A 23,112-nucleotide genomic window follows, 5' to 3' on the forward strand; every position below is an offset into this window, starting at 1 on the left:
TGCGGCAAGTGCCCATATACACTTGACCGCTATAGCTTTAAATTCATCCCACTCTGGCTCCCATCTTAGCGCCCTCACAAGGCTGCCCACGGAGCGCTCGTCTGCGATCGCCGTCAATACCTCAAGCAAATCCTCATTGGGAACTCGCCGATCATGGCGGTCAAGAACAGTACACAACAGAGGCGTCATTACGCGAGACGGATACAGATACGCAGCCCCGAGGTAGGCTTCAAACGCATCCCAGTCTTCGGACTCAAGCGCCACACGAAGGCCACTGTGTACACAATTCTCAATATTATTGATCTCTGCCAGCCTGGCCATCAACGTTTCCCGGTCAATTGCGTCGCTGAGGACGACGTCTCGCAGTGCGTCACATGGGTCCAACATTGGACTACACCTACATTTCCAAAGCGCCATAGCTTTTAATGCGGGTATTGAAGATCCGAACCGAACCTTTCCTCAGCCCATAATTGAGAGAACCAAGCTCTCCCTTAACATGCACTTTACCCTTATCGCCCTTCTTGAGGATCGGCAGTCGCCCTAGACCCAGTTTACGCAGCGTCCGCGAAACAGGCTCATCCCGCGCCCCCGCCCTAAGGAGCGCATTCCGGGTGCCGACCTCCATCTCAAACTTAACAATTTTGGTGTACTTATCAGGATGACGCTTCGCGAGTTGCCTGACGTACCACTCGTCCTGCGTTACGAAGGTCTCGCCATACTTTGGATACAAACCCCTATTTGTCTTCAGGAACTCATACTCCTCATCGGACATTGCTCGGTAGAACGTCTCGCTGCAGTCACTTGATCCACCGATGTTGTGAACGAGGATATCCGTGCTGCTGACACGGACGTAGTAGGTGTGTATGTCGTCGACGGTCAGGTTGTGGACGGTGGCAGTCGCGCCGTAGGCGATGACGCCGATGACATTGACGCGGGCACCGTCGGGCGTCAGCAGTTGGTCGCCGGGGTTCAGGTGCTCGGCGCGTAGCCATGCTCGCCTGCTATCAACCCAGAAGGGGTGACCATCGGTAGCGGTGACCTTGCCATCGCTTACGCCGTCGGAGTCGGAGTCGACTTCGATGTCGACGAGTGCCTTGTCACCGTCACCGGTGATCACCGCCGTGACCGGGCGGGAGCCTTCCTTGCCTGTCTCTGGGTCGGCGGCCCAGACCACATCGTCGAGTTGAATCTCCTCGATGGCCTTGTAACTACCGTCCGCCATCAGTACCGGAGTACCGGGGAGGAAGCTGTTACATCCTCGCGGTTTACCCTTCACCGCACTCTTGACTGCCCCCGCACCGCGGGCGGCGGTCTTGGCCTGTCGGACGCCGGGCACCATCCCGGCCACGCCCATAGCGCAGTCAACCCCGCTACCGCCCGCACAGGTCTTGATCGTGTCGATGGCACCGGCCACGGCGGCGACAGCACCGGCAGCCGCTGCTACCACCTGCGCCGGGGGCGGTAGTACGGCGGACACCATCGCTACGGTGCCGGCGACGGCCGAGATGGTGCCGGCGTTGTTGACCACAGCCTTGGCGACCGACGTAGCGGCATTGGCGATCCCGCCACCGAGTTTCTTGGCCGCACCCCAGAAGAGGCCGTCCGGGTCGGCGAAGGTGATCGGGTTGTTGTTCGCGTACGCGAACGGGTGCATGCGCTGTGGGTCGTATTCGTCGGTCTGAGGGTCGACGGAGATGAACGCACCCAGCGCCGCGTCGTAGAACCGGGCACCCAGCAGCGACAGGCCGGTCGGGTCCTCGATGCCGCCGACGAAGCCGCGCTGTCCGGAGGGCCAGGTGCCACCGTTGCCGCCGGAGCGCTTGTTGCCGTACGGATCGGAGTAGCGGACGGTGTCGACCCGGGTCACCGAGTTGACCGCCCAGTGGGCCGAGTCGTGCTGGTCCGAGGCGAGCCAGACCAGGTCCTTCGCGCCGCCGGCGGTGGACGCCGTGCGGGAGGCGATGACATCGCCGGCGTGCTCGTAGTAGCGGGTCGCCGTCTTGTTCTGGCCGGAGACGGTCAGCTCGTGCCCGGCAACGAAGACTGTTGCGTCGCCGTTGGGGTCTATCCGGGCGATCCGGTTGCCGTCTACGTCGTAGTGCATCCGGGTGGTGCCGTCGGGACCGGTGATCTCGCTGAGCTTGCCCTGGGCGTTCCAGTCGAGGGTCTCGGTGACCCCGCCGACCCGCCGGTAGGTCAGGTTGCCGACGGCGTCCCAGTCGTAGTGGTCGACCTGTTCGCCGGTGGTGACCGTCCGCACCGCGTGCGGCTGGCCGCCGGTCGTGGCGTACCCGTAGGTGGAGGTCACACCGGTGCGCTTGTCGGTCACCGACTCGCGGGAGCCAGCCTTGTCATAGGCGTACGACTTCCAGTACGGCGAGATGCCACCCACGGTGCTCGACTGCGGGTTGCTGGCGCACGTGCTCGTGCTCTGCGTCCACGCCTGGGTCAGCCGACGCAGCTGGTCGTACTGGAAGCACTGGACGTCGCTGTCACCGGGCCTGGCGTTGCCGTCGTTGTCCTGCGGCCGGTTGGCCATCGACAGCACGTTGCCCGCCGGGTCGTACTGGTAGTTCAGTGCGGCGACGTTGGTGATGCTGGCGTCGCGGTCGAAGTAGAACTCGGTCAGCCGCCGGGTCACATCGTCGTAGACGTAGGTTTGGTACGCCTGCGGCTTGTTGTTCACCCCGAGCTTGCGTTGCAGCAGCTCTCCGTAGGGCGAGTAGGTGGCGTCGTCGACGTAGACGTTGACCGTTCCGGAAGGCGAAGCCGTGCCGACGAGCCCTTTGACGTTGCCCAGGTCGTCGTAGGTTTGGTTGAGCGTTTCCCGCTCAAGAGCACCGACCCTGGGCATGGTGACCCGTTCGGGCGAGCCGTCGACTTTGAACGTGAAGGTGGAGACGTAGGTGCCGGCGGCACCGGCCAGGCCAGGCATGGCCGGCACGACCGACTCCTCGTCCATGACCTGGTAGGCGTTGCTGTACGCGAAGATCTCGCGCGTGAAGTGGTAACCGTCGACGATCGACAACTGCTTGGTCAGGTGGCCCTTGGCGACGGTGTCGTAGGTCCACTGGGCAGCGAGTTGGCCGTTGACCAGGCGCTTGTGCTGCCGCCCGAGCAGGTCGTACTCCGTGGAGACCGTCTCGCCCCGCGCGTCGGTCGAGGAGGTCACGTCGTCGCTGTTGTTGTACGTCAGGGTGGTGACACCCTTGTCCGGGTCGGTGGTTCGTTTCTCCCGCCCCCGCAGGTCGTACTCGTACTGCCACACCTTGCCGGTCGGGCCGGTCACGGTCTTCAGGTCGTCGCGCGGGGTGTAGGTGTACGTCGTGGCGTCGAACCCGCCGGTCGGGGTGCGTCCGTGGAACTGGCGCAACTCGATCGTCCGGCCGTGGACATCGCTGATGGTGGCAGTCGCGGTGCCCCCGAGCGGCGGGGTGACTGCCACCTGCCAACCGTCCGGGTTACCGCCGTAACTGGTGACCGTGGCCCAGAGTTGGCTGTTCCCCGACCACAGCCCTTCGTTGATCACCCGACCGACGGCGTCGTGGCTGAACACCGTCCGAACCCGGTCCGCGCCCGGGTTCAGCGCCAATAGCCCCGTGCTGGGCTGACCGGTGACGTACGCCGGCCCTGCCTGATATGCCTCCAGACCCCGGTCGTTGTAGCCGGTCGACGACACCAGACGCCGGCCGTCGACGGCGTCCTCCTGGGTCTGTACGGGCCGGTAGAGCGAGTCGAAGAGCCCGATCTCGGTGATGTAGTTGCCGTTGGGGCCAAGCCGCTTCGTGGTGACGGCCAACGGCCCGTCGGCGCGGACCAGGTAACTGAAATCCAGGTTCGGCGTCTGGGTCGCCTTCGCCCGGCCAGGCAGCCATACCTTGGTGAGCCGGCCGAGCGGATCGTGCGCCAGGTCGGTGCGCTTGTTGTTCGCGTCGACCACCGCGGTGGGCTCGGCCCAGGCCGGCTGCTGATGGGTGGTGACCTTGTGCTGAAGGGGGTTGAGGGTGACCGTCTGGGTCACCGGCCCCGGTCCCGCCGGGGTGTATTCGGTGGTGGTGACGCCGCCACGGGCGTCCGTCAGGCTCTTGACCCGACCCAGGTCGTCGTAGCTGGTGCGGGAGGTGGTGGCGTAGACCGGCCCACCGTTCCAGGTGTCGAGGGTTTCCTCGCGGGTGACCAGCCCCTTCGTCGGGGTCGCACCGTGGGTGTCCGAGCCGTCGTGGTAGGTCCGGACGTCGGAGACGACGTCGTCCGGGCGGGAGATCGTCGCACCACATGCCTTGGCGACGGTCTCCACCCGGGAGACGGCCGCCCGGATCCATGCGGTGTCGTTGCTGACGTACGTGGTGCGGGTGCAGGTCTCGTCGCCGGTGCTCGCGGTATCCCCCAGATCGGACACCGTCTCCGGCAGCCCCTCCGAGGTGTAAGTCGTCCGGGACTCGGTGCGTGCCCACTTACTCGGCGCGAGAAGCTTCCGGCTGCGCTGAACGGAGGGACCACTCAGGTACGCGCGGGAGGTGCCTCCGTCGTGGGTCCGTGCGGCTGTCTGCCGGGTCCAGTACTGCGTGGTGGACGCCTCGACCACTGTCGAGTTGTCGAGGGTCGCCTCCTCCAGCGGCATACCGGCCAGCGCCGGGTGGTCGGCGAAGGTGTTGCCTTCGGAATCGGAAACCTGCACGTCCCGTCGCCCTCCGCCGGGCAATGGCTGGTCGTGCAGCCCGCGGTAGAAGCGCTTACGGGTGGTCAATGGAATGCCTTGACCAGGCTCACCAACCTTGGTGACCACCTGGGAGTAGCCGCGCCACTGTCCGTACGTGCGGTGCTTCTTCTTGGTGAACTCGCTGTCGTCGTAACCCCACAGGGTCGACGTGCCACCGCCGCTGGTGGAGTACTCGTAGCGGGTGGTGATAGCGGGCTGGTCGGCGGTGCGATCGATCTCGGAGATCTCGGTGACCACGTACTTGCGGAACCAGTCCAGCTTCGGCGAGGTGTAACCGTCCGGCGTCCAGTACACCGGGTAGCAGAGCCGAGAGTTGTTCTCCGGCGAGGCCGGTAGATCGTTGTAGTCGCAGTCCGCCTCGGAGTAGGTGACGTGGATGTCGGCACCAGACTCGGTGCGGATGGTCTGGATCCGCCACCTGGAGAACAGCGGTGCGCCGGCGAGCACGTTGGCCCGGTTGGACAACTCCACTCCGGTGAACCGCACCGCCGGCTCGGTGACGGTGCCGCCGACGTGCCCGGCGTGCACGATCTCCTTCAGCCACAACGACGCCGAGCCGGCAACCTTCGGCGCCTTGAACTCGTGGGTCAGCGCCCACGACTCGACGTCCGAGAAGCCGCTGCCGCTGCGCACCTGAGTGGTGATCTTCGTGAGCCGTTTGGTGGTGAAGAAGACCGGAGCCAGCTTGTCCGTGCAGGGTGCCGCGTCGCAGTACTTGTCCCACGGCACGTCCGGCCAGTTCGCCTTGACCGGCTTGCCGTCCTTGTGACACTCGGTGGCCAGGCACCGGTCGGCGACGTCGAACACCACTCGGCCGGTGGCGGCGACGGTCGGGTGATCGGCGTGCAGGCCGTACTCGATCCGCTTCAGATGGCCGCCGCGGTGGAACGACTGCCGGTTGTCCTTGTCGTCGGCCGCACCGTAGTAGCCGGTCTCGGTCTCGTAGTAGTAGCGGACCGTGTTTCCGTGCACGTCCACGGCTTTGTCCAGCAGCCACCGCCACGCCTGCTTGCACGACGAGTCCTTGAAGGCCGTGGCATGGCACTTCTCGCCCGCGTGGTTGCCGAAGACAGGAATCGTCCATCGGGAGTTCGCCGAGGCGACCTCGCTGGCGAAGAAGTAGCGGGTGCCATCCGGAGTGGTGATCGTCCACCGCTCGGTCGTGGCGTTGCCCGACGTCGCCGCAGCACCCTCAAGCCGGATCCGCCAGTTGCTGTCGTTCTGGACCCGCCAGGTGCCGGTGGTGTCGTCCCTGACCAGCGAGGCATTGGTGCCGTTGAGCGAGACGGTGACATTGTGGGAGTCACCCTTCCAGCACTGGTCGTAGGTCTTCTTGTCCTTGTTGTTCGGGTCGTTCCCGTCCACCGCGTCGCGGTCGTCGGTGCAGGTGGTGTAGGAACGCTCGATGAAGCCCGGCGCGTACTCCCAGCCGTCCCCGACCCACGACGCCTGGTTGTTGGCACCGGCCATCCGGCCGTCCACCACCTGCGACGAGTAGTCCAACGACACCTCTGGCAGCGGACCTTCCGCTGGCGGCAGCCGCAGCGGGTTCGAGTACGAGAAAGCGCCGGAGCTGTCTCCCGCCGTCCACGAGCCCGACGCCTTCAGGTCGGTGGCCTTGTAGTCACCCTCGTCCGAGGACTCGTCGGCCGTGATGGCGAACACCATCGGCGTCGCTCCGGAGAGCGTGACCTCAGCCGACACCGTGTTGGTGACCGGGTTGTTCGTCGACTCGACTGCCTCGATCTCCTGGCACTCCGACCGCTGCGGATTTGTCGCCGCGCAGGCCGGCAGCCGTTTGAGGGTCAGTCGCTCGCCCCACCCCGCGCCGTAGAGTTCGCGAATTCCGGCGTAGTCGAAGGACGCCCCGATCGCGCCGGCACTGCCGTCGACGACGACAACGGGCCCACTGACACCGAGCCGACGCGAGTGATGCTCCGCCAGGACCTGCACCCGTGCCTGGTCGGGAGCCCGTTTACCAGCGACGGCTGAAACCGTGACAGGTAGCCCGCCTGCGGCTCCCCGTACCGTCCGTCCGGACTGCCGGTCGCCGTCCAAGCGTCGGTCCGGCCGGGCACCCGCGACCACGAAGCTGGTCTCACCCGCCGCCGGCCACGTCGCCCGCGACGGTCCCGTCCATCGACCGCCGTCGTCGGGCAGCGGCGTCCGGTCGACCGGTGCTCGCCGGAGCGATTCGGCCGGGATCGTCTTGACCTTACGGTCACCCGAGGGCACCTCGGCCGCCTGTGCCGGTTGAGTCGCGGCCAGGGTCGATGCCACCAGCACCGCGACGGTGCCGAGCGTGACGAGTCGTCGAGAACGGGAGGGAGCGGTGCGGGACTGCGGCATGGCACCTTCCTGACGCAGAGGGGTGGGGTAAGTCAGGTGGACGGTGGAGGGCGGTCGCGGACCGCCCTCGACCGGATCAGGAAGCAGCGAGGTCGGCGATCCGGTCCGGATCGACGGTGGAGGTCCAGATGCGTACGTCGTCCACGACGCCACCCAGCTGGGAGTCACGAGTCCCGCTGGTGGTGCCGTTGCAGCCGATCAGCGTCGGTCCGCTGGCCATCCAGGGGTTTGCCGGACCGGCCACCTCGCCGTGCAGGACGCCGTCGACGTAGAGGCGCACCTTGCCTGCGGCGAGGTCGTACACACCGGCCAGGTGAGTCCATCGGCCAAGCTCGGGGGCTTGCAGCGACTCTGCGGTGTGCCAGGTAGGCGTTCCGCCGGTAGTTGCCGGCATCCCGAACTGCCACCGGTTCCTGCCGGGGTGATAGCCGAGGTTGAACCCGGGACTGCCGCTGGCCGCCTGAGACACCACTGTATGGTGTCCGGTGGTCTGCTCCAGCAGGACCCAGGCGGCCACGGTGAATGAGGCATCCGTGCGGACCACCGGGCCGGTGGTTTCGGCGCAGGACCCTTCCGCGAGTTCGAGGCCCAGTGCGCCGTCCCGGCCAAACCCTCGGTCACGCACCCACGCGTACGGGCCGGTGATGGTCAGGTCACGACCGTTGCCTGACAGGTCGGTCAGGTAGGTGGGAGTGTCACTGGCCGGACCGTCCAGCGGCCACATCCCCTCCAGCTTCACCTCAGGGTTGCCCCCATGCACCCCGGCGACCTCGGCTGCGCCCAGCACCCCCCGCCAAGCCCGAACTTCCGAGATCGCTGCGCCTGCGGTGTAGTCGGTATGAACGCCAGTGTGCAACGCACAGCCGACCGTCATCGCCCCATCAGCCTTCCAGGGCGTGACAGGACGGGTGATCGAGTGCACCAGCGATCCGTTGATGTACAAGCTCATCCGTTGTGCGGATGCGTCATAGCTGCCCGCCAAGTGCGTCCACTTACCGACGTCCGCAGTCATAGGGGTCGGCGAGGCCGTCCACCGCGACGTCGAGTGTTCGTCATCGGAATCTTTCATCATCAGCGTCCAGTACGGGACACCGTTGACATGTCGGGTACCCAAATACCAGCCACTGACGCGGTTGCCGTCCTGCCCTATCACGGTTTGGCTGGCAGTGCCGACAGTGGCCAACTTGGCCCATGCCGCGACCGTGAACGATTCGTCAGTGCGCAGCACCGATTGCTCGGTCTTAGCGCACTGGGTGTCACCCAGCTCGACCGCCGACTCGATCCGCCCGAACTGGTCATCCACCCAGGATTCGATCTCGGGCAGCAGTAGGGCCGAGGATCGGCCTGTGGCCTCGATTCCGCTACCGCGGAGTTGCCAGGTGCCGACCTCGCCAGCGGGCAATTCAGTAGCGGCGAGAGCAATTTCGGCCTCGGAAAGTAGACCTTGCCAGACCCCGAGATGGTCGATCGAACCACGCATCTGATGCCACTGATCAGTGGTGCCCGCCGCACAACCAACCGTGAACTTGCTCTGCGCGTTCCAGGGAACGAACGGAATATGTCCTTCAGCGGCGAGTTGGCCTCCGACGTACAACCGCATCACCCGCGCAACGGGGTCCACCGTAGCGGCGATGTGCTGCCAGGCGTTCTGCGGCGGAGAAGCCCCGGCCTGGATGTAGGCCCAGCTCGGTGCATCGACATCTCCACTGGTCATCGCCAGTTCCCAACGATCGCTGGCGGCGTGGTACTGCAGGTAGAAGGAGGGCCGGACAGAGCCAGCCTGGGTGACCAGGGCACGGTTGGTCGACTTGTCGTTTAGATTCACCCAGCCAGCCACGGTGTACTCGGCGTCGGTGCGGATCACCGGTGTCGTCTCCGCGCAGCCCGCGCCATCGAAAGTCATGGCGGCGCTGGAATTCCCCTTTCGGTCCGGGCCATAGCCCACTCCACCTGCGGCCGTCAGGTCGTGACCCTCGCCGGAGTCGTCGCGGGCGTCACCGTCGAACCGCCATGCGCCGTGCGGTTGCGCTTCGGTGATGCGACCGGTGAAGAAGTTGTACGCCGTGCGTGCCGAGTAGTTGCCGGCGTTGTCCTGGGCCCACACGTACACGACCGTGCGTCCGGTTTCCGGCGTGAAGGTGATCGTCGTCGTACCCGACGATGCCTTGAAGTTCTGCTGGGCGTCGACCCCGATGCCGTACGCGAACTGTTTCATGCCCGATCGTGCGTCCGACGACGTGAAGGAGAGTGTGACCGGCTGACCTTCGACCGGGGTGCCGGAGGTGCGGGTGACCGCCGGCGAGGTGGGCGGGGTGTGGTCCAACCGGAAGTAGCACCTGCCGGTCCAGTCCGTGTCGTCCACGCCGTCGGTGCCCCGGACCCGCCAGTTGTAGTTGCCCTCGGCCAACGTGGGCGCAGGCCAGGAGCGCTCCTTGCCGGAGTTGGTCCAGCCCGACGTGTGATCGGCGGGAGTGGTTGGGCCGTTAAGGTCAAACCGAATCTTTACGGTGCCGTCGCCGTCACTGGCCTTGCCGAACAGCGTGGGCGTGCGGTTGGTGATCCAAGGCCCGGGCGACGAGGTGACGCAGTTGCCGCCGGGCGTGCTGCGCATCGCCACCGGCGAGTGCGGCTTGTGCTGGTAGTCGGTCTTCAGCTTGACGTTGGCCGGGTCGAACTTGGCCCACCGCCCTCCGCTCTCGGTCTCCATCCGTAGCCCGAACGTGATCGAGGTATGACCCTCGTCGGCGTGGCGTTGGACGTGGTGGCCGACCTGCGCTCCGTTGAAGTTCATCCAGTTCGGGGACTGTGACGGGCTGCACCCACCGTTCGCCTTGCCCACCTTGGTTTGCAATGCCGCACCGTGCAGCCATTTGTCCTTCATGCCGTTCCAGGTAGGCGTGTTGGCGGCTAGTGAGTTCGTCTGCCAGACGGAGATCGACTCGCCGTTACAGTCGCCGGTGTGCACGACATAGGCATCCAAGCTGACGGTGCCGGTCAACCGCTTGCCGGCCAGTGCTGACGTGTCGAAGTAGAAGTGCGATCGCCAGATGTCGCCGTGGTCCTCGTAGTTCGAGCCCACCCGGGCGACCTCTCGTGGCCATGAGGTGCCGGAGGTCCACTGGGTGCTCGGCCTGGAGTCGTTCACCGGAGCCCAGCTGGCCCACTTCTTGTCGTAGGTCGGGTCGATGAAGATCGGGAAGTTGCCGGTGTCCAACAACTCGGGGGCGACGGAGACGCTCAGCAGTCCATCGCTGATCCGTACGTCGACCGGCGCGGTCTTCGCCGAGTCCCCCGGGCCGCGAACGGTCGACCGATTCGGGCTCCGATGAGCCGACGTGCCCTCGGCCAGGAAGCCGGCCCGCCTGCCACCGATCTCGGTGTGTTCAAGCGTGGAGTCCCATGCCTCGGCCGGCGGGGCCGCAGCCAGCAAGCCTTCCGGGCCAGACACGGTGACTCCCCCGCCCACCGCGGACACCTTCGCTGAGCCACCCACGACGTAACGGGTCTCGCGGACCAACGGATTGGCCGCCGCCGCCGCGGTCTTGACCACGAGCAGGTGGGAGAAGCCGCTGCGCTCGGCGCGCACCACCAGGTCGACGTCCGGGTACACGTTCGGGTACGTGATGGTGTCTCCGGCGATCACACCCTGCGGGAGCGGGTCCGCCCAGCCGAGCGAGAAGCTGGCACCGCTGCCGGTCATAGTGGCGAAGGCCCCCTTACCACCGGGGGAGAAGACCACGTCGGCGGTCGAGGCGACCGGTCGCACCAGACCGTCCTGCCCCACCGTCAGGGTGGTGTCGATCTTCGTCCAGTTGCCGTTCCGCCTGGCCCACTGAGGCTCGGCCCACGACTCGAAGCTGAAGTCACCGGACGGCTGCGCGAAAACCTTCGTAGTCTCCGAGGCCGCGTCGAGCACTTCCACAGTGGCGTCACACTTTTCGGCGAGCGCCCGTGCGGCGTGTTCCGAAGCCGCCCCGGATCGCACACCGTCCCGACAAGGGTCGGTGAACTCGGCGTTGGCGCGAGTAGCCGGAGATGTGATGACGAAGGCGCCGGCCAGCACCACGAAGGCCACAGTGGAGCGAATCCAGGCAGGACGAGGCGACAAGCCCACACACCCCCGTGAAGCAACAGTGATCAAGCTTGCGCCACACCGTACAGATAGATGAAGCCCGACACCAGAGAGAATCCGGATCGATACTCTCCGCGCACGTTCTTCCCAGGCCCGAGGATCGCGGTCGATGTCCTTGCTGATCAGCATGTCGTCGGGGACGAATGAGGGCATAGCAGATCTAATGGACTCATGCTGCGGATCGTTGTCCTCGCTACCGGGCTGCTGCTGGTGCTGACTGGCTGCGCCGGTGCCCCTCGCACGCCTACCAGCGTCGAACAGGCCACCGGGACCTCGTCAGGGCGTTCTCCGCAGACGCCGGCTCCGCAGACGTTTGAACCGCAGACGTCGGAACCGCAGACGCCCGCCCCGACGGTCGAGAGGGGCCGGGTGCTGACAGGTGACGGTTACCGGACCCTGGTCGCCGGTGCCACGTACGCCTTCCTCGCGATGGTGCACGGTCAGGTGGCCTTGGGTGACGGCGGCTGTCTCGTGCTGCGGAGCGACGCAGGGACCGCCACAGTGGTGGTCTGGCCGCCGGGCACCACGGTGCTACCGAGCGGCCGGGTGGGCGTACGCGTGCCTGGGGTCGGGGAGATCGTCGTGGGCGACCGGGTCAACGGCGGCGGCGGATTGTTCGAGACTCCACTCACCGAGGACGACCCGCCCAGGCACCTGCCACCCATCCCCGCCGAGTGCGGACCCGCTGGCACCTCCGTATCCGTGATCGAAAGCGTCACCCGTCACAGCGACAGTTGACGGTGCTCTGCCGCGCATCGGGGCACGCCGTTGTGGGACGCTCGCGGGATGGGCGACGTGATCTTCCGTGACGCGGTTCGGGCCGACCTGCCGGCCATCCTCGACCTGCTCGCCGACGACATGCTGGGGCGTACCCGTGACGTCGGCGAGGTCGACGCCAGGTACGAGAAGGCGTTCGCGGAGATCACCGCCGACCCGCGTAACCAGCTCGTGGTCGCCGAGGCGGGGGGTGAGCTGCTCGGCTGCATGCAGCTCACCTACATTCCGGGGCTCGGCCGGCACGGCACCGAGCGGCAGTTGATCGAATCGGTCCGGGTCCGCTCGGACCAGCGCGGACGGGGTCTGGGCCGGCAGATGATGACGTGGGCGATCGACCAGGCGCGGCAGCACGGCTGCGGTCTGGTGCAGCTCACCACCGACAAGGCCCGCCACGACGCGCACCGCTTCTATCTCGGGCTCGGCTTCGTCGCCAGCCACGAGGGCATGAAGCTCAGTCTCTGACACCGGCGGACGGACGCCCTGCCAGCCTGGGTCGCCCCACGTCGCAGTTGATGACGCAGGCCCAGAAGGTCGTCAGCGTCGCCAGACTCGACCCGTGGGTCAAGGACCGGGCGGACCCGGATCAGCCAGAAGTCACCCTCGGGCAGGACGATCGCCCAGCCGATCGGGATGTCGTTCTCCGCCACGAGCACCAGCAGTTCCGGCTTGCTGTCGACCTCGATCTCGGGCAGGTCCGCCACCTCGACGGACCCGATCCCCTGCCCCCCGCTCACTGGTAGCTCCGCTGGTTACACCGCCGCACCGCGTGGCTAAAGAGCTGCTGCCCGACCCTCGTCAACGGCCGCTGTCGTGGCTGGACCCCCGTCGGGGCGTTCGCACGCAGGTCGACCGGCGCGGTAGGTACCGGGCTAGTCGGCTCTACGGTGCCTCGTCGAGAACTGGGACGTCTGCTCCGCCAAGCCCGCGAACAGGCCGGCATCGGCTTGGAAGCCGCCGCCTCAGATCTTGAATGGTCACGGGCGAAGATGTACCGGATCGAGTCCGGCCAGACCCCGATCCGCGCACTGGACGTCGAACAGATGTGCCGGCTGTACGGTGCCTCGCCGGAGACGTCGGAGGTCCTGATCAGCCTCGCGAAGGAGTCCAAGGGCAAGGGCTGGTACCACGCCTACGGCGAGGTGATCCCTCGGTGGTTTCAGCTGTACGTCGGGCTCGAATCGGCCGCGAGCCACATCCGCACCTACGAGCACGGCCTGGTTCCTGGACTCCTACAGACTCCCGAGTACACGGCGGCAGTCGCGCGATCTCGGCCGGGCATCACGGACGAGGAGGTCGCGAAGATCGTTGAGCTGCGGTTGGAACGCCAACGCGTTCTCGCCAGGCAACGTCCGGCCGCGCCCACCCTTGATGCAATCCTGGACGAGGGCGTTCTGCACAGGAGCGTGCCCGGCATGGCTGAGCAGATTGACCGACTGCTTGCGGCCAGCGAGAGACCCAACGTGTCGATCAGGATCTCCCCGCTTGAAAGCAAGCTGACTCGTGCTGCCGTGGCCGGAAGCTTCGTCATCCTGGACTTTCCCACCCAGGGTGCTCGGTCAGCCGAGCCGACCACCGTGTACTGCGAGGGACTCACCGGCGCGCTATACCTTGACCGGCTGGAAGAGGTCCGCGCGTATGCCGAACTCTGGAAGCACATCAGTGCCGAGGCGTTGAGCGTCGAGGCGTCCCAGACGCTGATGCGGCAAGTCAAGGAGAGGCAGCATGACTGATCTGACCGGTGCGATCTGGCGGAAGGCCAGCCGCAGCAGCGACCAAGGCAACTGCGTGGAGGTGGCGGACAACCTTGCCCGGGTCGTGGGGGTGCGGGACAGCAAGGACGCCGACGGGCCGGTGCTGCGGTTCGACACCTCCCAGTGGCGCTGCTTCGTGAACGGTGTGAAGGGTGGCACCCCGAGCTGACGCTCGATCGGCGCGTTGCCCGCCGTAGCGCGGGGCTGGTTCGATCATCGGCATGGACATCCTTCTGGCCACACTCCTCGCCCTGGTCATCGGCCTGCTGCTCGCGCAGGCGCCGAGCCGCCGCGAGGTGGCCCGCACCGCGTACCGGCTGACCGAGCTGGAGCGGCGGCTGACCCTGGTGATGGATCACCTCGGCGTCGCCGACACCGACCCGCTACCCCCGGCCGTCCGGGAGGAGCTTGCCCGCGGTAACAAGATCAAGGCGATCGCGGAGTACCGGAAGATCACCGGCGCGGACCTGCTGACTGCCAAGACCGTGGTGGAGGCGGGCGAGACGCGCCGGTGATGGTCAGCGGGGGCGGTCGCGGTCCTTGGAGGGTTGGACCCGCTTCGGTTCGCCCGGCATCTTCGGATGGTCGGGTGGGTAGGGCAGGTCGCCCTCGCCGGCTGCGGCGTCCCGCTCGGCCCACTCCAGCAGCGGTGTGATGTCCCACGCGGCGTCGTCGATGCCGGCGTGCGGATCGCCGCGCTGGGCCAGCCGTTCCGGCACGGTACACAGGTCGAAGTCGTCCGGGTCGACGTCGGGAAGCTCGTCCCAGGTGACCGGGGTGGAGACGGTCGCCCGGGCGTTGGCGCGCAGCGAGTACGCGCAGGCGATGGTGCGGTCGCGGGCCATCTGGTTGTAGTCCACGAAGACCCGTTCGCCGCGTTCCTCCTTCCACCAGGCGGTGGTAACCAGGTCGGGTCGGCGGCGGGCCAGTTCACGGGCCAGCGCGATGGTGGCCCGGCGTACCTCGACGAACGTCCAGCGCGGTTGGATGCGCAGGTAGACGTGCACACCTCGACCGCCGGAGGTCTTCGGCCAGCCCGGCACGCCCAGCTCGTCGAGGATCGCGCGCAGCTCGGCGGCGGCCGTCGCGGCGTGGGCGAAGTCGGTGCCGGGCTGCGGGTCGAGGTCGACCCGCAGCTCGTCGGGCTGGTCGACGTCGGTGGCGCGCACGGGCCACGGGTGGAACACCACCGTGCCCATCTGTGCTGCCCAGGCCACGTGGGCCAGGTCCGCCGGGCAGAGCTCCGCGGCCTTGCGCCCGCTGGGGAAACTGATCTCGACGGTACGCACCCAGGGCGGCACGCCCCGGGTCGGCACCCGCTTCTGGAAGAACATCTCCCCCTCGATGCCGTCGGGGAAGCGTTGCAGGGTCGTCGGCCGGTCACCCAGCGCCCGCATGATGCCGTCGCCCACGCTGAGGTAGTAGTGGAAGACGTCGGCCTTGGTGAAGCCACGCTCCGGGAAGATCACCCGATCGGGGCTGGACAGTCGTACGGTGCGCCCGGCCACCTCGATCTGCTCGGCCGCAGCCTTCGTGCCACCCATTGCGCGACCATATGCGACGGGTACGACCTTCGGCGTACCGTTGAGCGGTGACTCTTCCCGACAGCGAACTGCCCCGCACCGAGGACGAGTGGCGGGTCCGGCTCAGCCCCGACGAGTTCCGGGTGCTGCGCGAGCACGGCACCGAACCCGCGTGGACCGGTGAGTACGTCGACACCAAGACGCCGGGTATGTACCGGTGTCGGGCCTGCGGTGTCGAGTTGTACCCGAGTGACACCAAGTTCGACTCGCACTGTGGCTGGCCCAGCTTCGACGACGCGATCCCCGGCGCGATCAAGGAGATCGAGGACAACTCGCTCGGCATGCGTCGCACCGAGATCCGTTGCGCTCGCTGCGACAGCCACCTCGGGCACGTCTTCCGTGGTGAGGGCTTCACCCCGAAGAACACCCGGCACTGCGTGAACTCGCTCTCCATCCGCCTGGACCCGAGCGGGGCCTGAACCGAGCGAGGCTTAACCTGAGCGAGGCCTGACCCGCCCGTTGCCGACCGCGCGTCACCCGACTACCGACACCGACCGCGCGTCCGCCCGACTATCGACGTCGGGCGGTCGCGGCGTCGGCTGGTCAACCGGCTGCGGGCCGCTCGCCCATCAGCGCGACCTGGGCGGTACGCGACTGCTCGACGCGCCGGGCCAGGTCGAGCACCCGTGCGTCGCTACCCGCCGCCAGGTGTGCGCGGGCCAGGTCGGCCGCTGCCTGCTGGTGGCTGCTGAGCACGTCGATCAACACTCGGTCGACCTCGGCGGTCGGGGCGTCGCGCAGTCGCGCCACCTGTTCAGGGTCGGTGCCGTGCCCGGCGTGGTCGTCGGCGCGGGCACTGCGCCCGGCCTGAGCCAGCCAGCCGCGTACGGTGGCCAGTTCGTCGGCCTCGGTCACCTCGACGGCGGCGACCAGGGTCCGCAGCTCGGGGTCGGTCAGCCGGTCCCGCACGAGCCGGACGATCTGGAGGGTCTGCTCGGTGTGCCCGGCCATCATCGACAGAAACAGCAGGTCGATGCCGGTCAGCTCGCCCGGCGTCGCGGCTCGGGTCACGGCCGCCGAGCCGGGCGCCTCGGTGGGTGCGGGCGCGCCGCACCCGGTGACGGCGAGCAGCACCGCGAGCAGGTGGGGTGGCAACACCCGCAGCGCGGCACGTCGAGCACGTCGCACGGCGGGCCCGGCGGGCGGTACGGCGGGCGGGAGATGCGACCGGAGTCGGCCGCATCTCCCGTCGGTCAGATCTGGCTCCACAGTGCCGGTACGTTCGGCGGTTCCCATCCGGCGAGGGCGGTGTGCGCCTGCCGGCAGACGTAGGTGCGACCGCCGTAGGTGACCTGGTCGCCGACGGCGTACGCGCGACCGGCTGTCCAGGTGCCGCCGGTGGGCGGGTTGGTCGTCGGCGCGACCGTCGGGGTCGGCGACGGCGGGTTGGTGGTCGGGCTCGGGCTCGGACTCGGCGTCGGGTTGCCGCCGCCACCACCGACCTGGAGGTCGACGCAGGAGTAGAAGGCGTTGGCGGTGTCGGCGATGTTCCACACCGCCAGCAGCTTCTGCCGACCTGGGTAGCCGGAGAGGTTGACGGTGTGCGAGACGGTCGGGCCGGGCTGGCGTCCGCCGCCGGAGAAGACCGCGACGCGGGTGTTGCCGATGAAGTACTCCCAGTCGCGGGTGGCGTGCATGGCCGTGTTGACCCAGGTGAACGTCACGGTGGTGCCGACCGAGGTGGCCGGCCAGCCCCGGTTGTCGTCGTTGAGGACGGCGAAGTGCGAGATGTTGGCGTGGCAGTTGCGCAACCCCTTGGGGCCTTCGACGCTCTGCGGTTCCCACCTGATCTGCCCGCAGTCGGGCACCCGGTTCTGGGCGCAGAGCGCCTGGCGGCTCGGGGGTGCTGAGACGTAGCCGTGGGCCTGGGCGGGGGTGGCGACGGCCAGGGTGGAGACCATGGCGCCCGTCGCGACGAGCGGAAGGGTGAGTCTTCGGCGCATGGCGGCAACTCCTTGTCGGCGTGATGCCTGGTGAGGTGCCACCAACATAATTTAAACCTTGTTAACAGTAAAGACCACTATCAATAAAACAAGGACCGCCCGGCGCAGTGCCGCAAGATGGGACAAAAGGTCTACCGATGGAGGTACGGGGCGTGGCTACCTGCGAGGTCTGCGGCAACGACTACTGGCTGGCGTTCGAGGTACGGACGGTCAGCGGCGACGTGCACACCTTCGACAGCTTCGAGTGCGCGATCCACAAGCTGGCACCGATCTGCGAGCACTGCGGCATCAAGATCTCGGGCCACGGGGTCGAGGTCTCCGGTCGGTTCTTCTGCTGCGGCCACTGCGCCCGCTCGGTGGAAGCCGAGCACGGTGCCGAGATCCGCGACGCCGTCGGCGCACGCCCCGCCTGACCGCCCCGCCACCACTACCACGCACCACCCGCACACCCGCGCAGCACCGGTAGGCAGCGGCAAGATCCCCGAGCCACCGCACTAGCCTGTCGGCATGCCCGCCACGCCCCTGCTCCGGATCGCCAGCTTCGACGAGTTGGACACCCGAACCTTCCACGACCTGGTACGCCTGCGGGTCGACGTCTTCGTGGTCGAGCAGGAGTGTGCGTACCCGGAGATCGACGGGCGCGACGTCGAACCCGGCACCCGGCATCTGTGGCTGGCGCAGCACGGCGCCCCGGTGGCGTACCTGCGAATTCTGGCCGACCCCGGCGGGGTCGCCAGGATCGGGCGGGTGGTGGTGGCACCGGACGCCCGGGGGGCCGGGCATGCGGGACGGCTGATGACGGCGGCCCTGGCGGAGATCGGCGACCAGCCGTGCGTACTGGACGCGCAGTCGCACCTGGTGGAGTTCTACGCCCGGCACGGCTTCACGGTCAGCGGGCCGGAGTACGTCGAAGACGGCATCCCGCACACCCCGATGCGCCGGACCGTCCGAGCGGCCTGAAACCAATGGTGGAAGCGTTTCGACGACTCCTCGCATCCGCGCTGGAAATCGCTTTCCTCATTGACGTACGCCGATCTGACGTGCCATCCTTCCGGTCTGGTCAGCACGGGCACGCTGACGGCACGGGAGAGGGCAACTCCCCAAGCGTCCGGGCGATGTCGAGAACCGACGACTTCCCCTGGAGTCCCCATGTCCAACTCGCTCAGATCATCGCGGGCACTGTGGCTGCTGGCCGTCGCGGCCGTCGCCGCACTACTACTCAGCACGGCACTGGTACGACCCGCCTCCGCGCACGGCTCGGTGGCCAACCCCATCTCCCGCAACTACGGCTGCTGGCAACGCTGGGGAAACGACTTCCAGAACCCTCGGATGGCCACCGAGGACCCGATGTGCTGGCAGGCGTGGCAGACCGACACCAACGCCATGTGGAACTGGAACGGCCTCTACCGCGAGGGGGTGGCCGGCAACCACCAGGCCGCCATCCCCGACGGTCAGCTCTGCTCCGGCGGGCGCACCGAGAACGGGCGCTACCGGGCGATGGACACCCCGGGCGCGTGGCGGACCACCTCGGTCGCCAACAGCTTCCGGCTGAAGTTCTACGACCAGGCCAGTCACGGTGCCGACTACATCCGGGTGTACGCCACCCGGCAGGGCTACGACGCGCTGACCACGCCCCTGGCCTGGTCGCACCTGGAACTGGTCGGGCAGATCGGCAACACGCCGGCCTCCCAGTGGCAGCAGGAGCCCGGCGGAGTGTCCATCGAGATCCCGGTCAACGCTCCCGGGCGCACCGGACGGCACGTCATCTACACGATCTGGCAGGCCAGCCACTCCGACCAGTCGTACTACATCTGTAGCGACGTGCAGTTCGGCGGATCCAACCCGCCCCCCACCACCACGCCGCCGCCGAGCACGCCCTCGCCCACCACGCCGCCGCCCAGCACGCCGCCGCCCTCCGACCCGCCGGTGACGGGCGCCTGCTCGGCGACGTACCGGGTCACCAACAGCTGGTCCGGCGGATTCCAGGGTGAGGTCCAGGTGACGGCCGGCAGCGCCCCCATCCGAGGCTGGACGGTGCGGTGGACGTACGCCAACGGGCAGCAGATCAACCAGTCCTGGAACGCCACCGTCACCACCAGCGGCTCGACGGTGACCGCTCAGAACGTCGGGCACAACGGCAGTCTCGGTGCCGCCGCCAGCACCACCTTCGGTTTCCTGGCCTCGACCAGCGGCACCAACAGCACACCGACGCTGACCTGCACGGCGACCACCTGACCCCGGCCGGGGCCGCGCCACACTTCCTCGGGCGCGGCCCCGCCCGGCACGGTGAGCGGCAGCCGAAAGGCCGGGCATCGGCACCCGGCAGCCCGGCGGGGTGGCCAGCACCGGTCTGGCGGTGCCGAACCCCGCTGCGGAGAACGCTTCCCGCGTTGACGTACGCCGATACTTCGTGGCACGCTCCCCTCGGAGCCACACCACAAGGGCAACGCAGATCGGCCACGGGAGAGGCAACTCCCGAGCGTCCGGGCGCAGTCGCGAACTGACAATTCCCTTGGGGAGCTCCATGCCGAACGTACTCAGATCACCACGTGCTGCCTGGCCGCTGGCCATCGTGGCCGTCGCCCTCTTGCTGCTCACCACCGCGCTGGCCAACCCCGCCTCCGCGCACGGCTCCGTGGTCAACCCCGCGTCGCGCGCCTACGGCTGCTGGGAGCGCTGGGGTGGCGACCACATGAACCCGCGGATGGCCACCGAGGACCCGATGTGTTGGCAGGCCTGGCAGGCCGACCCGAGCGCCATGTGGAACTGGAACGGCCAACTCCGCGAGGGTGTGGGCGGCAATCACCAGGCCGCCGTGCCGGACGGCCAGCTCTGCTCGGGCGGGCGGGCCGAGGGCGGTCGCTACAACGCCCTCGACGCGGTAGGTGCCTGGCGGACCACCCCGGTCGCCAACAGCTTCCAGTTGAAGTTCTTCGACCAGGCCAGCCACGGTGCCGACTACATCCGGGTGTACGCCACCCGGCAGGGCGTGGACACGCTCACCAAGCCACTGGCCTGGTCCGACCTGGAACTTGTCGGCCAGATCGGCAACACCCCGGCGTCGCAGTGGCAACGTGAGGTCGACGGGGTGTCGATCCAGATTCCGGTGAACGCGCCCGGCCGCACCGGTCGGCACGTCATCTTCACGGTCTGGCAGGCCAGCCACTTCGACCAGTCGTACTACATCTGCAGCGACGTGCAGTTCGGCGGATCCAACCCGCCGCCCACCACGCCGCCGCCCACGACGCCGCCGCCGAGCACTCCCCCGCCGAGCACTCCCCCGCCCAGCACGCCGCCGCCCTCCAACCCGCCGGTGACGGGTGCCTGCTCGGCGACGTACCAGGTCACCAACAGCTGGTCCGGCGGATTCCAGGGTGAGGTCCAGGTGACCGCCGGCAACGCGGCCATCAGCGGTTGGCGGGTGACCTTGACGTACGCCGACGGCCAACAGGTCAGCCAAGCCTGGAACGCCACAGTCAGCTCCAGCGGCTCCACGGTGACCGCGACCAACGTCAGCTACAACGGCAACCTCGGTGCCGGCGGCAGCACCAGCTTCGGCTTCCTCGCCTCCGGCAACAGCACCAGCACGCCGACGGTGACCTGCACCGCGACCACCTGACCCCGGCCGGGGCCGCGCTCTTCTCCCTCAGGCGCGGCCCCGCCCGGTCCAGCCACAGGCGCCCCGCGTGTTAGGAAGGGCCCCCTTTACCACGCCAGGCGTTAACAAGGTGCCCTTCCTTGCACACAGCTCAGGGGAGGGCGGAGACGATGTCGGCGATCGCGCGCCGACGGCCGGTGTAGAAGGGGACCTCTTCGCGTACGTGCAGCCGGGCCCGGGAGGCACGCAGGTCACGCATCAGGTCGACGATGCGGTGCAGCTCGTCGGCCTCGAAGGCGAGCATCCACTCGTAGTCGCCGAGTGCGAAGGAGGCGACCGTGTTGGCCCGCACGTCCGGGTAGCTGCGCGCCATCTGGCCGTGCTCGGCCAGCAGTTCCCGCCGCTCGGCGTCGGGCAGCAGGTACCAGTCGTAGGAGCGGACGAACGGGTAGACGCAGAGGTAGGCGCGGGCCTCCTCACCGGCCAGGAACGCCGGGATGTGGCTCTTGTTGAACTCGGCCGGTCGGTGCAGTGCCATCTGCGACCAGACCGGGGACATCGCCCGACCCAGGGCGGTTCGCCGCAACCGCAGGTACGCGTCCTGAAGGGCGTCGCTGGACGAGGAGTGCCACCAGATCATCAGGTCCGCGTCAGCGCGTAGTCCGGACACGTCGTAGGTGCCGCGCACCACCACGTCCTTGCCGGCCAGTTCCTCGATCAGCGACTCCACCTCGCCGCTGACGTTGTCGCGCAGCGACGGCAGCGGCGCGCTGGCCCGGAACACCGACCACATGGTGTAGCGGATGGTGGAGTTCAGCTCGCGCAGCCGGGCCGCGTTGCTCTGGTCGGTCATGTCGCGGATCCTTCCAATGCGGTGATGATCTCCTCGGCCGCCGTCTCGCCGGAGCGGACGCAGATCGGGATGCCGATCCCGTCGTAGCCGGCACCGGCCAGCCGCAGCGTCGGATGTGCCGCCCGCAGCGCCGACCGGGCGGCGGCGACCCGGTCGAGGTGACCGGGGGCGTACTGCGGCAACGCCCCGCCCCAGCGCTGCACGTGCCCGGCGACCGGTGTCGGCAACGGTGTGCCCAGCACCGCCGACAGTTCCCGGTGCACGATGGCGGCGAGATCCTCGTCGGAGCGCTGGAGTTGCTCCTCGTCGCCGTAGCGACCCACCGAGGCGCGCACCAGCGCCAGCCCGTCCGGCCGGCGCAGGTGCCCCCACTTGGTGGTGAAGAAGGTGGACGCCTTGACCAGCAGGCCCTCGGTGGAGGGCACCAGGAGACCGGAGAGTTCCGGCAGGGCCGGTTCGGGCAGCGCGAGGGTGACCAGGGCGACGCTGGCGTAGTCCAGCTCGCCGATCAGCGTCGCCGCGTCGGCGGCCACGTCGGCGAGCAGACGCGCGGCCGGTCGGGCCGGTACCGCCAACACCACCGCGTCCACGTCGACGTGTTCGGGGTCGCGGGTCGGACCGACGGTCAACCGCCATCCGGGGCCGGTCGGGGTGAGTTCGCGTACCGCCGCGTGGCGGCGGATCGTCGCGCCGCTGGCGGCCACCGCCGCGTCGACCAGGGTGCTCAGTCCGCCGTCGAGGGTGCCGAAGACCGGCTCGCCGGGGGCGCGCGGCGTGGCGGCCAGCGCCCGGCGCACGGCGGCGAGCAGCGTGTGCTCCACCCGGGCGGCGCGGGCCAGCGCGGGCATGGTGGCCACCAGCGACAGGTCGTCGGCGCGGCCCGCGTACACCCCGCCGAGCATCGGGTCGACCAGCCGTTCGACCACGTCGTCGCCGAACCTCGCGCGGACCAGTGCGCCCACCGAGACGTCCTGGTCGGGACCGAGCAGGGGCCCGCCGCCGTCGCGGTCGGCGTCCGGGGTCGGCCGGGCCACCGCCGCCACCTTCTCCAGATCACCGGGTACGCCGACCAGCGTGCCGCCGGGGATCGGGCGCAGCCCACCGGCCAGGGCCAGCGCCGCCTGCCCGACGCTCGGGTGCACGATCCGCCCCGCCAGGCCGAGCCGACGGACCAGGGCCAGCGCGGCGGACTCCCCACCGGCCGGGTCACGCATCAGGAACGCCTCGGCCCCGAACTCGACCGGTCCCCCGGCCAGCTCGCCGGTACGCAGCTTGCCGCCGAGCGTCCCGGACTGCTCGTAGACGGTGATGTCGAGGTCGGGGCCGTGGTCGCGTAGTCGGACCGCAGCGGCCAGCCCGGCGATGCCGCCGCCGACCACCGCCACCCGCCGCCGCGTCGCCATCGT

The 23,112-nt window shown here is 68.2% G+C and carries 18 protein-coding genes; 10 read left to right on the top strand and 8 right to left on the bottom strand.

Annotated features, from left to right (window positions below; genetic code table 11):
- Positions 1–397 precede the first annotated feature (397 nt).
- Both FF096_RS06560 and FF096_RS27235 read right to left on the bottom strand, forming a co-directional pair.
- Complete coding sequence (locus FF096_RS06560) at positions 398–7,069, bottom strand: polymorphic toxin-type HINT domain-containing protein (RefSeq protein WP_155215520.1); 6,672 nt, start codon at positions 7,067–7,069, stop codon at positions 398–400.
- A gap of 76 nt (positions 7,070–7,145) precedes the next feature.
- Positions 7,146–11,144: a LamG domain-containing protein gene (locus tag FF096_RS27235; protein ID WP_155215521.1), complete on the bottom strand. Its 3,999-nt coding sequence runs from the start codon at positions 11,142–11,144 to the stop codon at positions 7,146–7,148.
- A 426-nt stretch (positions 11,145–11,570) separates the two neighbouring features.
- Between FF096_RS27235 and FF096_RS06570 the strand changes: the two genes are divergently transcribed.
- Positions 11,571–11,939 (top strand): hypothetical protein, encoded by a 369-nt coding sequence (locus tag FF096_RS06570; RefSeq protein WP_155215522.1) that lies wholly within the window; start codon positions 11,571–11,573, stop codon positions 11,937–11,939.
- 48 nt (positions 11,940–11,987) lie between these two features.
- Positions 11,988–12,440, top strand: a complete 453-nt coding sequence (locus FF096_RS06575; RefSeq protein WP_155215523.1) for a GNAT family N-acetyltransferase — start codon at positions 11,988–11,990, stop codon at positions 12,438–12,440.
- Here FF096_RS06575 and FF096_RS06580 read toward each other — a convergent pair.
- Positions 12,386–12,712: a hypothetical protein gene (locus FF096_RS06580; RefSeq protein WP_155215524.1), complete on the bottom strand. Its 327-nt coding sequence runs from the start codon at positions 12,710–12,712 to the stop codon at positions 12,386–12,388. The two genes, FF096_RS06575 and FF096_RS06580, sit on opposite strands and share 55 nt — an antisense overlap.
- Positions 12,713–12,862: 150 nt before the next feature.
- Here FF096_RS06580 and FF096_RS06585 point away from each other — a divergent pair, with 150 nt between their 5' ends.
- The 3 genes from FF096_RS06585 to FF096_RS06595 are packed head-to-tail and all read left to right on the top strand — an operon-like array spanning position 12,863 to position 14,244.
- Complete coding sequence (locus FF096_RS06585) at positions 12,863–13,708, top strand: helix-turn-helix transcriptional regulator (protein ID WP_309222798.1); 846 nt, start codon at positions 12,863–12,865, stop codon at positions 13,706–13,708.
- The gene (locus FF096_RS06590) at positions 13,701–13,898 is read left to right on the top strand and encodes a DUF397 domain-containing protein (RefSeq protein ID WP_155215525.1); all 198 of its coding nucleotides are present in this window, start codon (positions 13,701–13,703) and stop codon (positions 13,896–13,898) included. The genes FF096_RS06585 and FF096_RS06590 overlap by 8 nt, the downstream gene beginning before the upstream one ends.
- 52 nt (positions 13,899–13,950) lie before the next feature.
- Entirely contained in the window at positions 13,951–14,244 is a 294-nt protein-coding gene (locus FF096_RS06595) for a hypothetical protein (protein ID WP_155215526.1), read from the top strand.
- 3 nt (positions 14,245–14,247) lie between these two features.
- Here FF096_RS06595 and ligD read toward each other — a convergent pair whose 3' ends face one another.
- Entirely contained in the window at positions 14,248–15,273 is a 1,026-nt protein-coding gene (ligD, locus tag FF096_RS06600; protein ID WP_155215527.1) for a non-homologous end-joining DNA ligase, read from the bottom strand.
- 47 nt (positions 15,274–15,320) lie between these two features.
- Here ligD and msrB point away from each other — a divergent pair, with 47 nt between their 5' ends.
- Entirely contained in the window at positions 15,321–15,731 is a 411-nt protein-coding gene (gene msrB / locus FF096_RS06605) for a peptide-methionine (R)-S-oxide reductase MsrB (RefSeq protein ID WP_309222799.1), read from the top strand.
- A gap of 124 nt (positions 15,732–15,855) precedes the next feature.
- On the opposite strand, the gene FF096_RS06610 is transcribed toward msrB, so the two are convergent.
- Positions 15,856–16,521, bottom strand: a complete 666-nt coding sequence (locus tag FF096_RS06610; protein WP_375335309.1) for a DUF305 domain-containing protein — start codon at positions 16,519–16,521, stop codon at positions 15,856–15,858.
- Positions 16,506–17,255, bottom strand: a complete 750-nt coding sequence (locus tag FF096_RS06615) for a lytic polysaccharide monooxygenase (RefSeq protein WP_155215528.1) — start codon at positions 17,253–17,255, stop codon at positions 16,506–16,508. The genes FF096_RS06610 and FF096_RS06615 overlap by 16 nt, the downstream gene beginning before the upstream one ends.
- 152 nt (positions 17,256–17,407) lie before the next feature.
- On the opposite strand from FF096_RS06615, the gene FF096_RS06620 reads away from it, so the two are divergent.
- The 4 genes from FF096_RS06620 (at position 17,408) to FF096_RS06635 (ending at position 20,874) form a co-directional block, all read left to right on the top strand.
- Positions 17,408–17,668, top strand: a complete 261-nt coding sequence (locus tag FF096_RS06620) for a Prokaryotic metallothionein (protein ID WP_309222917.1) — start codon at positions 17,408–17,410, stop codon at positions 17,666–17,668.
- Between the two features lie 94 nt (positions 17,669–17,762).
- Positions 17,763–18,215 (top strand): GNAT family N-acetyltransferase, encoded by a 453-nt coding sequence (locus FF096_RS06625; RefSeq protein ID WP_155215530.1) that lies wholly within the window; start codon positions 17,763–17,765, stop codon positions 18,213–18,215.
- Positions 18,216–18,404: 189 nt separating this feature from the next.
- Positions 18,405–19,490, top strand: a complete 1,086-nt coding sequence (locus FF096_RS06630) for a lytic polysaccharide monooxygenase (RefSeq protein ID WP_155215531.1) — start codon at positions 18,405–18,407, stop codon at positions 19,488–19,490.
- Between the two features lie 289 nt (positions 19,491–19,779).
- The gene (locus tag FF096_RS06635; protein WP_155215532.1) at positions 19,780–20,874 is read left to right on the top strand and encodes a lytic polysaccharide monooxygenase; all 1,095 of its coding nucleotides are present in this window, start codon (positions 19,780–19,782) and stop codon (positions 20,872–20,874) included.
- A gap of 130 nt (positions 20,875–21,004) precedes the next feature.
- Here FF096_RS06635 and hemQ read toward each other — a convergent pair whose 3' ends face one another.
- Both hemQ and hemG read right to left on the bottom strand, forming a co-directional pair.
- On the bottom strand, positions 21,005–21,706 hold the full coding sequence (gene hemQ / locus FF096_RS06640) for a hydrogen peroxide-dependent heme synthase (protein ID WP_155215533.1): 702 nt from the start codon (positions 21,704–21,706) through the stop codon (positions 21,005–21,007).
- Positions 21,703–23,109 carry a protoporphyrinogen oxidase gene (hemG, locus tag FF096_RS06645; protein ID WP_155215534.1) on the bottom strand — a complete coding sequence of 469 codons (1,407 nt, stop codon included), beginning with the start codon at positions 23,107–23,109 and terminating at the stop codon, positions 21,703–21,705. The genes hemQ and hemG overlap by 4 nt, the downstream gene beginning before the upstream one ends.
- Positions 23,110–23,112: the final 3 nt, after the last annotated feature.

The sequence above is a fragment of the Micromonospora sp. CP22 genome, assembly GCF_009712475.1.
Lineage (GTDB): Bacteria > Actinomycetota > Actinomycetes > Mycobacteriales > Micromonosporaceae > Micromonospora.

Bases quoted from the DNA above. Each gene is read 5' to 3' on its own strand.
- FF096_RS06615 (WP_155215528.1), bottom strand. From the start codon at position 17,255: ATGCGCCGAAGACTCACCCTTCCGCTCGTCGCGACGGGCGCCATGGTC.
- FF096_RS06575 (WP_155215523.1), top strand. From the start codon at position 11,988: ATGGGCGACGTGATCTTCCGTGACGCGGTTCGGGCCGACCTGCCGGCC.
- FF096_RS06625 (WP_155215530.1), top strand. From the start codon at position 17,763: ATGCCCGCCACGCCCCTGCTCCGGATCGCCAGCTTCGACGAGTTGGAC.
- FF096_RS06630 (WP_155215531.1), top strand. From the start codon at position 18,405: ATGTCCAACTCGCTCAGATCATCGCGGGCACTGTGGCTGCTGGCCGTC.
- FF096_RS06595 (WP_155215526.1), top strand. From the start codon at position 13,951: ATGGACATCCTTCTGGCCACACTCCTCGCCCTGGTCATCGGCCTGCTG.
- FF096_RS06560 (WP_155215520.1), bottom strand. From the start codon at position 7,069: ATGCCGCAGTCCCGCACCGCTCCCTCCCGTTCTCGACGACTCGTCACG.
- FF096_RS06635 (WP_155215532.1), top strand. From the start codon at position 19,780: ATGCCGAACGTACTCAGATCACCACGTGCTGCCTGGCCGCTGGCCATC.
- FF096_RS06590 (WP_155215525.1), top strand. From the start codon at position 13,701: ATGACTGATCTGACCGGTGCGATCTGGCGGAAGGCCAGCCGCAGCAGC.
- hemG (WP_155215534.1), bottom strand. From the start codon at position 23,109: ATGGCGACGCGGCGGCGGGTGGCGGTGGTCGGCGGCGGCATCGCCGGG.
- ligD (WP_155215527.1), bottom strand. From the start codon at position 15,273: ATGGGTGGCACGAAGGCTGCGGCCGAGCAGATCGAGGTGGCCGGGCGC.
- hemQ (WP_155215533.1), bottom strand. From the start codon at position 21,706: ATGACCGACCAGAGCAACGCGGCCCGGCTGCGCGAGCTGAACTCCACC.